9 protein-coding genes and 1 pseudogene are annotated in these 12,875 nt (G+C 71.6%); 4 read left to right on the plus strand and 6 right to left on the minus strand.

Annotation, left to right across the window (positions count from 1 at the left end):
* Window positions 1-2 precede the first annotated feature (2 nt).
* From IE269_RS20385 to IE269_RS43245, 4 genes and pseudogenes are all read right to left on the minus strand, one after another.
* Window positions 3-1,103 (minus strand): ATP-binding protein, encoded by a 1,101-nt coding sequence (locus tag IE269_RS20385; protein WP_318299657.1) that lies wholly within the window; start codon window positions 1,101-1,103, stop codon window positions 3-5.
* Window positions 1,100-4,558, minus strand: a complete 3,459-nt coding sequence (locus tag IE269_RS20390; protein WP_229897987.1) for a DUF4132 domain-containing protein — start codon at window positions 4,556-4,558, stop codon at window positions 1,100-1,102. The genes IE269_RS20385 and IE269_RS20390 overlap by 4 nt, the downstream gene beginning before the upstream one ends.
* Before the next feature lie 166 nt (window positions 4,559-4,724).
* Entirely contained in the window at window positions 4,725-5,150 is a 426-nt protein-coding gene (locus IE269_RS20395; protein WP_189824475.1) for a hypothetical protein, read from the minus strand.
* 164 nt (window positions 5,151-5,314) lie between these two features.
* A pseudogene (locus IE269_RS43245) lies at window positions 5,315-5,764 on the minus strand (ATP-binding protein); the annotation flags it as partial.
* Between the two features lie 241 nt (window positions 5,765-6,005).
* Here IE269_RS43245 and IE269_RS20405 point away from each other — a divergent pair.
* From IE269_RS20405 to bglX, 4 genes are all read left to right on the plus strand, one after another.
* Window positions 6,006-6,866 carry a helix-turn-helix domain-containing protein gene (locus IE269_RS20405; protein WP_189824477.1) on the plus strand — a complete coding sequence of 287 codons (861 nt, stop codon included), beginning with the start codon at window positions 6,006-6,008 and terminating at the stop codon, window positions 6,864-6,866.
* 93 nt (window positions 6,867-6,959) lie between these two features.
* Window positions 6,960-7,181: a DUF397 domain-containing protein gene (locus tag IE269_RS20410; protein WP_229898034.1), complete on the plus strand. Its 222-nt coding sequence runs from the start codon at window positions 6,960-6,962 to the stop codon at window positions 7,179-7,181.
* Window positions 7,182-7,251: 70 nt separating this feature from the next.
* Window positions 7,252-8,076 (plus strand): SAM-dependent methyltransferase, encoded by an 825-nt coding sequence (locus IE269_RS20415; protein ID WP_189824706.1) that lies wholly within the window; start codon window positions 7,252-7,254, stop codon window positions 8,074-8,076.
* Between the two features lie 263 nt (window positions 8,077-8,339).
* A complete protein-coding gene (gene bglX / locus IE269_RS20420) occupies window positions 8,340-10,661 on the plus strand; it encodes a beta-glucosidase BglX (protein ID WP_189824479.1) in 2,322 nt (773 codons plus the stop codon).
* Window positions 10,662-10,720: 59 nt separating this feature from the next.
* On the opposite strand, the gene IE269_RS20425 is transcribed toward bglX, so the two are convergent.
* Window positions 10,721-11,539: a hypothetical protein gene (locus IE269_RS20425; protein WP_189824480.1), complete on the minus strand. Its 819-nt coding sequence runs from the start codon at window positions 11,537-11,539 to the stop codon at window positions 10,721-10,723.
* Entirely contained in the window at window positions 11,539-12,828 is a 1,290-nt protein-coding gene (locus IE269_RS20430; protein ID WP_189824481.1) for a VWA domain-containing protein, read from the minus strand. The genes IE269_RS20425 and IE269_RS20430 overlap by 1 nt, the downstream gene beginning before the upstream one ends.
* Window positions 12,829-12,875 lie beyond the last annotated feature (47 nt).

Below are 12,875 nucleotides of genomic sequence, written 5' to 3' on the forward strand. Positions count from 1 at the left end.
CCTCACCCGTCCAGCAGGTGGCGTGCGTCGTACAGGGCCGTCCACTGCGGGCCGCGCCGCCGGGAGACCTGCTGCTCCAGATAGCGGCGCAGCCGGGCCAGGTCCTCCGGGCTGTCCTTCGCCGCCGTGCCCGCCAGACAGGCCGCCACGTCGGCGGCGCTGCCCGCCTCGCCGCGCAGGAACCAGCCCCGTACGCCCACCGCGTGCGCCACCGACACCGCTTCGGCCGTGCTCATCACCGCCGAAAGACGGTCCGGCTGGCCGCCCCCGTCCGCCCGCAGCTCGCGGAAGGTCCCCACCAGGACCTCCAGCACGTCGCGCTCGGGTGCGACCGTCACCCCGGAACGGGCCAGCAGCGCGGTCGCCTCCGCCTCCACCAGGGCCAGTTCGGTGTCGAGGTCGGGGATCGGGAAGACCGTCTCGAAGTTGAACCGGCGCTTGAGCGCCGCACTCATCTCGTTGACGCCCCGGTCCCGTGTGTTCGCCGTCGCGATGACGTTGAACCCCTGCCGGGCGAACACCATCCCCTCCGGCCCCTCCAGCTCGGGCACGGCCACCACCCGCTCCGAGAGCAGAGAGAGCAGGCAGTCCTGCACCTCCGGCGGGCACCGGGTGATCTCCTCGAACCGTACGACCTGGCCCTCCGCCATGCCGCGCAGCATCGGCGCGGGCACCAGCGACCGCTTCGAAGGGCCCTCCGACACCAGCAGCGCGTAGTTCCACCCGTACTTGATCTGGTCCTCGGTGGTCGCCGCCCCGCCCTGCACGGTCAGCGTCGACGTCCCGCTGACGGCCGCCGCGATCAGCTCCGACAGCAGCGACTTCGCGGTGCCCGGCTCGCCCACCAGCATCAGCCCGCGGTTGGTCGCCAGTGTCACCAGCGCCCGGTCCACCAGCGACGGGTTCCCGACGAACTTGCGGCTGACCCTGCTCTCCTCGTCCCCGACGACGAAGCGTCGGGCCGCCCGCAGACTCAGCGCCCAGCCGGGCGGCCGGGGCCCGGTGTCCTCGGCGCGCAGCGCGGCCAGCTCGTCCGCGTACCGGACCTCGGCGGGCGGCCGCTGCAGCGACTCCTGCTCGGCCGTCAGGTGGTCGACGCTCACTTGGCCGCCCCTTCCGTGAGGTCGGTCAGGTCGGCGAGCAGTTCGGAGGAGGCCACCGGGTCGAGGTCACCGAAGCGCAGCCCGTTCTCCCTGCCGGACCAGTGACCCTCCGGGCGGGTGTACAGGCCCACCATCCGGAGCTTCTGCTCCGGGATGACGTCGATCGCGCCGACGGCGATACCGCCGTCGAGGTCGATCACCAGATACAGGTCCTCGCCCAGCTTCTTGGTGATCTCGTTCTCCACCCCGGCGTCCTGCGGAATGCCCCGGTCCCAGCCCCGCTTGGTCAGTCCGAGCATCTTGGTGGTGGGCACGGTGAGCCCCTCGAAGCGGGGCAGACGACCGCTCGTGGCCTCCTCGGCGGTCAGCCGGTGCACGGGCCGGCCCAACTGGGCGAAGGGCTGGAGGATCTCGTAGTCCGCGAACACCTCCGACCAGACGGACACCGCCTCCTCGCCCAGCGTCAGCGGATGCGCGAGCCGCACCGCCGCCCCCTCGGGAACGGTGAACGCGTCGTCCTCGGCGTCGGCGAACGTCCGGTCCTCCGCCACCCGGAACGCCGTCCCCCGCGCGCCCTCCCCGGCGGGCGTGCTCACCCACACCAGCCTGCGCACCAAGTGCCACACCAGCGGGTGCGCGACGAGCAGGTCCCGGAACTCCTCCGCCGTCCACGACCGGCCCGCGACCATCGCCGCCTCCAGCCGCCGCACCTGGTCGGAGGCGAGGGTCCGCACGTCCTTCTTCAGGGCCATGAACCGCTTGCGCTCCGCCGGGGCCAGCTCGGCGTCGTCCTTCGCACCCGGCTTGGGCAGGTCCTTCAGCCGCTTGCCGTCGGCGTCGCGCACGTACGGCCGCAGCTGCTCGTCGAAGCCGACCGTGAACTTCCGGGTGCCGTAGTCGACGACCGTGGACCCGTCCGTGTCGAGCCCGAGATCGGGCACCAGCCGGTCCGCGAGCTGCTCGCCCGTCAGACCGAGGGTCTCCGCGATCTGCTGGATCTTCTCCTGCGCCTTCGCCTTGAGCGCTTTGAACTTCACCCGCTGGGCGATGCCGTGCAGATGCAGCAGCGCCACGTCCGAACCGATCGCGGCCAGCACCTCCAGCCCCTCCACCGCCCGGTGGTGCGCCCCCGCGCCCGGCCAGATCCGCAGGAGCGGCGTCAGCCGCCGCACGGTCCCGTCGTCACCGATCAGCCCCAGGGCGTGCAGTGCCCAGGACTCCTGCGCCGGCAGGCCGGCGAGCCGCCACTGCTCGAACAACGCCCACCCGAACTCCGCGAGCGACGCCCGGTCGCAGACCTCCAGCACCGTGGCCACCCCGGGATACGGCTCCCCTGGCTTCGACAGCGCCAGCATCGTCAGCACGTGCCGCGCCGACTCCACCGGCAGTGCCGCCGCCCCGCCGCGCACGGTGATCTGCGGCAGTAGCCCCGCCTCCGCCCACACGGGGACGACCGGCATCTTCGACGGCAGCGCGGCCCGCAGCGGATCGGCGTGCAGCAGCACGTCCACCGCCTCCACCGCCTTCTCCCCGTACGATGCGGCCGCCGCCAGCACCACCTCGGAGCCCTCCTGGGAAGCGATCAGCCGCAACGCCCGTTCGGCCGACGACCGGGCGGGCCCCGCCTTGCCCACCGCATTCGGCACCAGCAACCCGGCGGCCGACGACCCGTGCCGCTGGAACCAGGACCGGGCGATCGAGGAGACGGACTTCGGCCGGGTCAGCCAGTCCGCCATCATCCGCGCCACCACGACGTCCACGAACGGCAGCAGCACGTGCCCCAGCAGCGCCGGCCGGCGTGCGGCCACTCGCCGCAGCAGGCCGAGCGCGTCCAGCCCGAACCTTGCCGCCACCGGTTCGAAAAGGCCTTCCGCGTCCCAGATGTCAGAGGGCGACCAACTGTCCAGCCACGGACGCACCTCCTCCTCGGGGCGGAGCACGAACAACGCCGCCGATGCCATCGAATTCTCGACCAAAGCCCACCGCACCTCCTCCGGCCTGAGCTCCGAAGCCCGCCGCCCGAAGTAGCCGTCGTGATAGCAGGACCTGGTGCGCTCCCACTGCTCCCGCTCGCCCGGCAGCCACACCACCGAGGCCTCGGCCGACGCCGTCAGACCCGTCACCGCGCGAGGTGCGGCGATCCGCCCGTCCGTCCGCGTCCACGGCGGCGACACCAGCACCGCCGGCAGGTCGCCCGCCGTCGCCTCGGGCAGCCGCCCGGACTTCTCCGCCAGCGGCCGCACCACCGCCGCGACGTCCTCGGGCAGCGACGGCAGCACCGCCTCCACCAGCGCCCGCTGCCCGTGCACCAGCCCCCGCAGCAACTGGCCCGCCACCGACCCGTCCCGCGCGGACGCGCGCGCCAACTGCCGCAGCGCCCGCACCGGCCAGCGCGTCACCGCCTCCTGGAGCGCGGGACCTGCCTTCTTGTCACCCACCCGGTGCAGCAGCGCCGCGAACGCCTCCTCCGTGGGGAACTCGGCCAGCGCCTTCGCCACCGTGCGCAGACCGTCGGAGTCGAGGTGAGCATCGCTCATCTGCTCGATCAGCGGCTTCTCCGCCGCCACCCCGATCCCCTCGGCCAGCGTCGCGATCGTCGCCACGGACCACCCCTGCCTGCCCAGGTAGGAGGTCCCGCCGAGCCGCTCCAACTGCTCCGGCGAACCCAGCGCGCCCATCAGCAGCGCGCGCACCTCGCCGCTCTGCTCACCCTCCGACCCGGGGTCCGCACAGCACGCCTCGACCCACTCGGTCTCGGTCGGCAGCAGATACGCGGCCACGATCCGCCGCCGCCCCGTGCCCAGCTGACGGCCCACGGCTTCCACGGTCCGTGCGTACGTCTCCTCGTCGCACGCCGCGAGCAGAGCACGTGCCCGGTCCACCAGCGCACGGCGACCGGTCACCCGGTACGACCCCAGCCCCTGCTGCAGCACCTTCAGCGAGGCGTCCTTGCCCCTCGGCCGGTAGAGGTCGGTGTCGACGTGGAGGTCCAGATACTCGATCACGGCGCGCGCCGTGAACGGCAGCCCGTACAGGGCCACATGGGCGTCCACCCAGTGCTTGATGCCGCCGCTGTAGAAGTGGGAGCCGTCCTCGGCCATCGCCAGGACCGCGCCCGCACCCACCGGGTCCTGGCTGCCGGCCAGATGCGCCCGCGCCGCCTCGACCAGACCGGGCTCGCTCTCGGGCGATTCGAGGCACGCGGCGATCCGCGGGGCGGCCTTGGCGAGGCACTCCTCGAAGTCCGCGACCGCCGACTGCGAAGCCGCCGCCGGCTTGCGCGGGACGCTCCCGCGCCGGGGATGCAGCAACCGCCGCCAGGAGTCCGGCAGTACGAAGGTCTCCTCGTCCGGAATCACCACGGCGGCACCCTCGGCCTCCGGAGCCCGCGCCTCCCGGACCTCGGCCGAACCGCCCTCGGCCGAACCGCCCTCGACGTACTCCCCGTGCCCCACTGTCCCCACCCCATCGTGCCCGTGCCTGACGGCCCGCCGGACCGTCTTCGATCAAGTGCGAACACAGTAGCGAGCAGCACTGACAACGCCCCCGACGGCAGCCGCCGAAGACACCGCCCGAGCGGTGTTCCAGCAGGTCAGGGGCGTAGTGGAGGAAGTGGGAAGATCAGGGGTACGCGGACAGCCCGTCCGCCCAGACCGGCGTCGTCCCCGCGAGCCGGCACACCATCAAGTAGAGGGGGATCGGCGGGGTGTACGGAGCCGGGCCGTCCGGCCGGTGGATCAGCCGGGTGCGCGGAGCCGCGACGTACGCCCCGGCCGCGTACCGCGCGGGTTCCGGCCACGGCACCCCGAGGTCGGAACCGGAGGGGACGATCCACCACCAGTGCTCCCCCTCGCCGTACCCGTCGGCGAACACGCACCCGGGGCGCGGCAACTGCCGCAGCAGCCGCTGCCCGTGCCGGGCGGGCAGCCCGACCGCGTCGCAGCCGAGCGGGGTGTGGTCCAGGGAGGGCGGCAGCGGCAGCCGGGCGGGACCGCCCGCACCGGACCTGCGGACCCGGGTGAGCCGGGTGGCGAGGCGGTTGCTCATCGCAGCGCGCCGCCCTGCACGGAAGGCTCCGGCGAGGACACATCGGCATCCGGACCGTCACTCGTCAAGTCCGCTGGTCCGTCACCCGTCACGTCCACCGGACCGTCACCCAGCAAATCCGCGCACAGAGAAGCCCCGAGAGCCGCCCCCATCCCCGATTCGTCGCACTTGTGCGGCAGCTCCGCCCACACCGTGCGCCCCGAGTCCAGGTCGTTCTCCTGCGAGCCCCAGGAGTCGCACATCCCGTCCACGAGCACCAGCCCGCGCCCGTGCTCCCCCGCGTCCTGCGCGGTGCGCCGCAGCCGGGGCCCCTGCGGGCCGATGCCCTCGTCGCGCACCGCGATCCGCAACTTCCCGTCGGCGTCGACCAGTTCGCAGCGCACCCGCGCGCTGCCCGTGTGGATCACCGCGTTGGTGACGAGTTCCGAGACGACCAGGCAGGCGGCGAAGCCGACGTCCTCTCCCAGGCCCCAGTCGGTCAGCCGGTCCGCCGTCAGGTGCCGTGCGCGCGCGACCGACTCCGGACATGCGGGCAGGGCGAAACCGTACCGGCGGACGCAGGCCTCCTGAATCGGGCCCGCGACCGGGGAGAAGAGCGTGGAGCCAGGTACCACGACCGCATCCTTAACCAAGGGGGGAGCGACCACCGTGCACCGCCTCCCCCGATGCGGTGCACGGTAGCCGCGTGAACCAGTTCACACCTCAACTCTCCCTCTGACCCCGCCACTTGGCAAGGGGCACTCTGAAATTTCCAGAGTGTCGTTTCGTAGATCAAGACCGCATGGCACACTGCATCGCAACAGCACGTAGAGCACAATCGCCATTCAGTGACGGTGAGTTACGGGGAGGTTTCCCATGAGTGAACCGCGGTCCGCCCCGACCGTCGGGCAGGTGGTGCTCGGCAAGCGCCTCCAAGACCTCCGTGAACGCGCGGGCCTCACGCGCGACCAGGCCGCCAAGGTGCTGCACGTCGCACCGGCCACCGTGCGCAGGATGGAGACCGCGGAGGTCGCCCTCAAGATCCCGTACGTACAGATCCTGCTGAAGGAGTACGGCTGCAGCGAGGCCGACGGCGAGGCGTTCGTCCGGCTCGCCCAGGAGGCCAACCAGCCCGGCTGGTGGCAGCGGTTCCACGCGATCCTGCCCGACTGGTTCAGCATGTACGTGAGCCTGGAGGGCGCCGCCTCCGTCATCCGCACCTACGACCCGCACTTCGTCCCCGGCCTCCTCCAGACCGAGGACTACGCGCGCGCCGTCATGCGCAGCGGGGTCGTCGGGCAGACCCGGCCCGAGGACATCGAGCGGTACGTCGCGTTGCGGATGCAACGCCAGGCACTGCTCACCGGACCGGACGCGCCGACCCTGTGGGCGATCATGGACGAAACGGTCCTGCGCCGCATGGCCGGCGGCCCCGACGTCATGCGCGCCCAGGCGGACCGCCTCCTGGAGGCGGCCGAACTGCCCAATGTGACCCTCCAGCTCGCCGAATTCAGCAGCGGCCCGCACCCGGGCACCTTCGGCCCCTTCATCCTCTTCCGCTTCGCCGTGCCGGAACTCCCCGACATGGCCTACAGCGAGTACCTGACCGGCGCGGTCTACCTCGACGCGCGCCCCGAGGTGGCCACCCACCTCGAAGTCATGGACCGCATGGCGGCGCAGGCCGCCACCGCGTCACGCACCAAGGAGATCCTCGCGGATTTCCGCAAGGAGCTCTGAACCGTCATGTCCCACATCCCCCGCACCCCCCGCCCGGACCGGCGCGCCGCCCGCCGCTCCGAGCTCCGCCCCGGCCGCCGCATCTACAACGGCATGCCCGCCGCCGACCTGCCCGCCGACGGCTGGACCAAGCCCTGGAGCGGCGGCAACGGCGGCGCCTGCGTCGAGGCCATGAAGCTCGCCGACGGCCGCGTCGCCGTCCGCCAGTCGACCGACCCGGACGGACCCGCCCTCATCTACACCCCCGGCGAGATCGCCGCCTTCATTCAAGGCGCGAAGGCCGGCAAGGCAGACTTCCTCCTCACCTCAACCTGAACACCGTCAGCACATGAGCACCCCTCAGCACCCCTTATCCCAGCGCCACTTGACCTCCCAGGAGACCCCCATGACCGGGCAGGACCGCCCCACCGGCAGCTCCCCCTCCATCGAGATCGACACGAGCAAGCCGCATCCTGCCCGGATGTACGACTGGTTCCTGGGCGGCAAGGACAACTACCCCGTCGACGAGGAGATGGCCAAGCAGCTCCTCCAACTCGACCCGCGCGGACGGGAGATGGCCCGCGTCAACCGCGCCGTCATGCACCGTGCCACCCGCTGGCTCGCCGAGAACGGCATCCGTCAGTTCCTCGACATCGGCACCGGCATCCCCACCGAGCCCAACCTGCACCAGATAGCCCAGGCCGCCGCCCCCGAGTCCCGCATCGTCTACTGCGACTACGACCCCATCGTCCTCGCCCACGCCGAGGCCCTGCTGCGCAGCACCCCCGAGGGCGTCACCGAGTACATCCAGGCGGACGCCCGCGAGCCCGAGTCGATCCTGGAGCACGCCGGCAAGATCCTGGACTTCGACCGCCCGATCGCGCTCTCGCTGGTCGCCCTGCTGCACTTCGTCGGCGACGAGGACGGTGCGTACGAGATCGTACGGAGCCTCATGGACCGTCTGGCGAGCGGCAGTTACCTCGTCCTCTCCCACGTGGCCCGCGACTTCGACCCGGAGGGCGCGGACAAGGCGGCCGCCATGTACAAGGCGCGCGGGCTCACCCTCCAGCCGCGCTCGCGCGAGGAGGTCGCCCGCTTCTTCGAGGGGTACGAGCTGGTGGAACCCGGCGTCTCCCTGGCCGCCGAGTGGCGCCCGGAGCTGGGCGAGGTCGTCCCGGTCCAGGGCGACGACCCGATCCCGGGCTGGGTGGGCGTCGCCCGCAAGGCCTGACCTGCACAAGCAAGTCCCGGACCGCACCAGCAAGTCCCCGACCGCACAAGCAAGTCCTGACCTGCACAAGCGTGGTGGCCGTCTCGTTCTTCGAGGCGGCCACCACTGCGTTGTGCGCCACCCTCACGTGTAAGCGCGTACATTCCTGGCCTGTCGCACCTCTTGACCCACCTGTAACAACCCCCTAGCTTCCACTCAACACTTGATGATCCGCACGCAATTCACGGCTACTTCTCGGCAGTACGTCTTCAGAGGGTGAACGCATGAGTGGTGTGAGACGACGCAGCGTCCTGGCTGCGTTCGGCGGGACGGTCGCAGCGGGGGCGGTGGCGGGCGGCACGGGTGCCGCCCAGGCCGCGGAAGCGGCGGAGATGGGGGCGGCAGCCGCCCCCAAGCCGGGCCGTCCCGGCCGGAACCGCTACGAGCGCGAGATATCCGCGCTCCTGCGCAAGATGACCGTCGACGAGAAGCTGGGCCAGCTCCAGCAGCTGCCCTGGTCCTGGGACACCGGCCCGGGCGGCGGCGGCACCGAGGCCGCCACCAAGGCGGCCCGCGAGGGGCGGCTCGGCTCCGTCCTGTCCATCTACGGCGGCAAGGCCAACAACGCCCTCCAGAAGATCGCCGTCGAGGAGACCCGCCTCGGCATTCCGCTTCTGTACGGCTTCGACGTCATCCACGGCCTCTGGACGACCTTCCCGATCCCGCTCGCCCAGGCCGCCAGCTTCGACCCGGCCGTCGCCGCCACCGACGCCGAGGTCTCCGCCAAGGAGGCCCGTACCAACGGCATTCACTGGACGTTCGCCCCCATGATGGACGTCACCCACGAGCCCCGCTGGGGCCGCATCGCTGAGGGCAACGGCGAAGACCCTTACCTCACAGCGGAGTTGGCGAAGGCGAAGGTGCTCGCCTACCAGGGCACCGCCAAGGGCCGCGACCTGAAGGCCAAGGACAAGCTGGCCGCCTGCGCCAAGCACTACGTCGCCTACGGCGGCGCCGAGGGCGGCCGCGACTACAACACGGTGATCGTCTCCGAGTCGCAGCTCCGCAACTACTACCTCCCGCCCTTCAAGGCCGCGATCGACGCCGACTGCGCCACCGTTATGGCGTCCTTCAACACCATCAACGGCGTTCCCGCACACGGCAATTCGCACACCCTCAACGAGATCCTCAAGGACGAGTGGGACTTCGACGGCCTCGTCGTCTCCGACTGGACCGGCGTCCAGGAACTCATCCCGCACGGCTTCGCCGCCGACGGCGCCGAGGCCGCCCGTCTGGGCCTCAACGCCGGCGTCGACATGGAGATGACCAGCACCCACCTGGTCACCAACGGCAAGAAGCTGCTGCGCTCCGGCCAGATCTCCGAGCGCCGCCTCGACGACGCCGTCCGCCGCGTCCTGCGCCTGAAGTACGAACTCGGCCTCTTCGAGAACCCGTACGTCGACGAGGCCGCCGTCATCGGCGAGCCGACCCCGGAGACCCGCAAGGCCGCCCGCGACACCGCCGCCCGCTCGATGGTGCTGCTGAAGAACGACAAGAAGGCCCTGCCGCTCGCCCCCACCACCAAGTCCGTCGCCGTCGTCGGCCCGTTCGGCGACTCCAAGGACCTCCTCGGCGCGTGGGCCTTCCCCTTCGCCGCGAAGAAGGCTCCCGCGATCACCGTCCTGGAGGGTGTGAAGGCCGCCGTCCCGGACGCCAAGGTGACGTACGCACTGGGTGTCGACGCCGACGGCAAGGACACCAGCAAGATCCCCGCCGCCGTCGACGCGGCGAAGGCCGCCGACGTGACCGTGGTCGTCGTCGGCGAGGCCGCCGCGCTCAGCGGAGAGGCCGCAGCCCGCTCCGACATCAGCCTCCCCGGCGGCCAGGAGCAGCTCATCGCGGCGATCGCCGCCACCGGAAAGCCCTTCGTGGTCGTCCTCGTCAACGGCCGCCCGCTCACCGTCGGCGACTGGCTGGCCTCCGCGCCGGCCGTCCTGGAGGCCTGGCACGGCGGCACCGAGGCGGGCAACGCCGTCGCCGACGTCCTGTTCGGCAAGGTCAACCCGGGCGGCAAGCTCCCGGTCACCTTCCCCCGCACGGTCGGCCAGATCCCCATCTACTACAACCACGAGTCGACGGGCCGCCCCTACGACCCGAAGAACAAGTACACGTCCAAGTACCTCGACCTGCCGAACGGCCCCGAATTCGCCTTCGGCCACGGCCTCAGCTACACCACCTTCGAGACGAGCGCCCCGAAGCTCGGCCGCGACAGCGTCTCCGCCCGCGCCCTGCGCTCCGGCGACACCGTCGAGGTCTCCGTCACCGTCACCAACACCGGCACCCGGGAAGGCGACGAGGTCGTGCAGCTGTACGTCCACGACAAGTTCGCCAGCATCGTCCAGCCGGTCCGCAAGCTGCGCGGCTTCCGCCGGGTGACGCTCGCGGCCGGCAAGTCCACCACCGTGCGCTTCCCGCTCGGCGCGGACGACCTCGGCTTCTGGACCAACTCCGAGGACGGCAAGTTCGTGATCGAGCCGGGCGACATCGACGTCTACGTCGGCACCAGCTCGGACGCGACCGCCAAGGCGGCACTGAAGATCACCTGAGCAAGGGAAAGGGGCGGGGAGTCCGAACTCCCCGCCCCTTAGTTATTTGTGACGTTACGTCAGTAGCCCTGCGGCACCCGCGCCGGACGTCCCGACCCGCGCGTCATCGCATACCCCGCGACACCCGCCAGCGCGGCCAGCACCGCGCCGCCGGCCGTCCACAGCCACCGGCTCGACCAGGTGCCGGACGCCCAGCCGCCCTCGGGCGACGCCTGCACCGAGATCTGCCGCGGCTCGCCCTTCGCGTCGTCCTGCACCGTCGTCGCCCCCGGCACCAACGGCGCCGTCAGCGCACCGTCGACCGCCTTCGACCCGCCCGCGTCGACCACGGCGGGCTGCACCTCGGCCTTCACCGGCAGCCCCAGGTCGTCGTCGGCGAGAGAGGTCACCGTCAGACGTACGAAATAGGACCCCGGCAGCGGATCGTTCGACGACTGCTCGGCCCAGGACCGGACGGTCCGCAGGTGGCAGGCCAGCGACACCGAAGTGGCCTCCTTCGGCGCGGTCGCCGTCGAGGATCCGTAGGTGCACGCCTGCTTCCTGCGCAGCCCGTCGTACACGTCCAGCTGCCAGGTCTGCGCCCCGTGCCGCTGCGCGGACTCCGGAAGGGCGACCTTGGCCCGTACGGTCGCGTCCTGACCGGCGTCGGCCGGGAACACCCAGTACAGGTAGTCGCCGGTCGAGGCGCCCGCCGTGGCGAGCTGCCCCGACTTCACGGCCGTGGCGGTACGGAACGACGTCCCGGCCTCGGTCGGCGCGGCGGACTCACCGGCGGACGGCGACGGCGAGGGCGTCTCGTCCGCGCCCGCCGCAGGAGCGGCGCCCAGAACGGCGAGCGCGGCCAGCAGCGCACCGCTCACCACACGTGTCGTACGCATCAGTTGGTCCTCCAGACCGCAACGCGCCAGCGCGAGAGCCAGCCGAACACCAGGCCCGCGAGCAGACCGACCAGCACCAGCACACCCAGCAGCCACCAGCCGTGCCCCAGCCCGAAGGACGCCACGTCGGCGGCCTTCTTCGGCGAGTCCACCAGGTCCAGCGCCAGCTCCACCGGCATGCCCGGCTCCGTCTTCACCGACGGCGGCGCGGAGAACGAACTGCTCACCTGGAGGCACACCGTCTCCGCCGGGGGCTCCTGCCCCTTCTCGGCGTCCACGTCCGACTTCGGGTAGCGCAGCCCGGACGAGATCACGTCCGTGCGGCCGTCCCCGGACTCCTGCCCGCGCACGATCTCACGCCCGCTGAGCGTGAAGGCCCGTACGAGAATCCCGTAGTCGTTGTTGACCGCGCGGTCCGCACCGATGCTCACCGCGGCCCGCAGCTCCTGACCCGGCTTGACCTGCACCTGGTACCAGCGGTGCTCGCCGAACTTCGCACGGTCCGTGTAGAGACCGGCGGTCAGCTTCGGAGCCGCCTGGCAGGACGCGCCGCCCTTCGTGGCGACGGGGTTGACGACCGGGTCGGCCGCCCGGTCCACCAACTGTTTGACCCGCTTGGAGAGTTGCTCCTTGTGCTGCACGGCGGTGTACGTGCCGCCGGTCGCCTCCGCGATGCAGGTGAGCTGCTGGCGGATCTTCGCGTTCGGCACCAGGCCGAGGGTGTCGATCACCAGGTGGGTGCCCTTCGCGGCGATCTCGCGCGCCACGACGCACGGGTCGAGGGGCCCGCAGGTGTCCTCGCCGTCCGTGATGAGCACGATCCGCCGGGTGGCGTTCCCGCCCTCCAGGTCCTTCGCCGCACCGAGCAGCGCGGGCCCGACCGGGGTGAAGCCGGTGGGGGCCAGCGTCGCGACGGCCGTCTTGGCCTCGGTGCGGTCCAGCTTGCCGACCGGGTAGAGCTGCCGGGTGTCCTCGCAGCCCTTCTTCTTGTCCTCGCCCGCGTAGTTCGCCCCGAGGGTCCTTATCCCGAGCCGGACCTCCTCGGGGGTGGCGTCCAGCACCTCGTTGAAGGCCTGCTTGGCCGCCGCCATCCGGGACTGGCCGTCGATGTCTCTGGCCCGCATCGAGCCGCTGACGTCGAGGACCAGCTCGACCTTGGGGGATTCCTTCGGGGCGCCCTCGGCGCTGTCCCCGTCGTCGGCGAGCGCCGGCGACGGGAGCAGCCCGGCGGCCAGAGCGGCGAGCAGTGCGCCGCACGCTCCGGCCGCCAGTCGTTTCCTTGTGATCATCGCCGGATCTTATGGAAGATAGTCAGCCCGGCACAAAACGAGGCCGG

This window comes from Streptomyces spiroverticillatus, assembly GCA_014650415.1.
GTDB lineage: Bacteria > Actinomycetota > Actinomycetes > Streptomycetales > Streptomycetaceae > Streptomyces > Streptomyces spiroverticillatus.